Annotated in this window: 1 protein-coding gene; it reads right to left on the bottom strand. The window is 52.9% G+C overall.

Features of this window, described 5'->3' with window-relative positions; genetic code table 11:
• Positions 1–11: 11 nt before the first annotated feature.
• A protein-coding gene (locus MXAZACID_RS18555) for an IS5 family transposase (protein WP_144052895.1) occupies positions 12–766 on the bottom strand; the annotation gives its coding sequence in 2 pieces (ribosomal slippage) (positions 12–433 and positions 433–766; 756 coding nt in all).
• Between the last annotated feature and the right edge of the window lie 64 nt (positions 767–830).

Genomic DNA, 830 nt, shown 5'->3' with positions numbered 1-830 from the left:
CTTGTTGACATTCATCGTGAATTGATTGTTGCAGCGGCGAGATAGATCATTGCTTTGAAGGATTGGTCTGTCTTGTCGCTGCGCATGGCGATACGCTTGAACTCCTTGAGTTTGGCGAAAAAGTTTTCGATGAGATGGCGGGCCTTATAGGTCGTTTTGTCATAATCGCGTTTGACGATACGGTTTTTCCGTTGGGGAATGACGGCCTCTGCCTTTTGCTTTTCCAGAGCCTCACGGATCCACTCTACGTCAAATGCCTTGTCGGCAAGCAAAGCGGCAAAGTCCGCCTGCTGGATGAGCGGGGCGACGCCGACAGTGTCAAAATGCTGACCGGGGATAATGACGAAGCGGACCAGATTGCCGAGCGCGTCTGTTAAAGCGACGATTTTGGTCGCCCATCCGGTGACGCTGCGCCCTATGGCCTGGCTTTTGGTCCCCCTTTTGCGCCTTGGCCATGGCGATGGACCTTTACAACCGTGCCGTCGATCATCGCGTATTCCATGTCCGGCTCATCCGATAAGGCCTCGAAAAGCTTCTGAAAAACACCAGCTTTTACCCAGTCACGGTAACGCTTGAACACCGTGTTCCATTTACCAAACCACGGCGGCAGATCACGCCACGGGCTGCCCGTGCGCGCAATCCACAAAACACCTTCAACAAATAAGCGGTTATTCAAACCGCTCCGCCCGGGATCACCCACTTTCCCAAGGCAGTGCGGCTCAATCTTCGCCCATTGGGCGTCAGTCAGGACAAAACGCTCTTCCATGAAAAGCGTGAATCACAAAAGACGTGGTCAGGGGAATCCTTAAATCTCAACAAGCCCCAAAAAA

The sequence above is a fragment of the Acidocella sp. MX-AZ02 genome (assembly GCF_000306035.1).
GTDB lineage: Bacteria > Pseudomonadota > Alphaproteobacteria > Acetobacterales > Acetobacteraceae > Acidocella > Acidocella facilis.
This window is presented reverse-complemented; position numbering and strand designations above follow the sequence as displayed.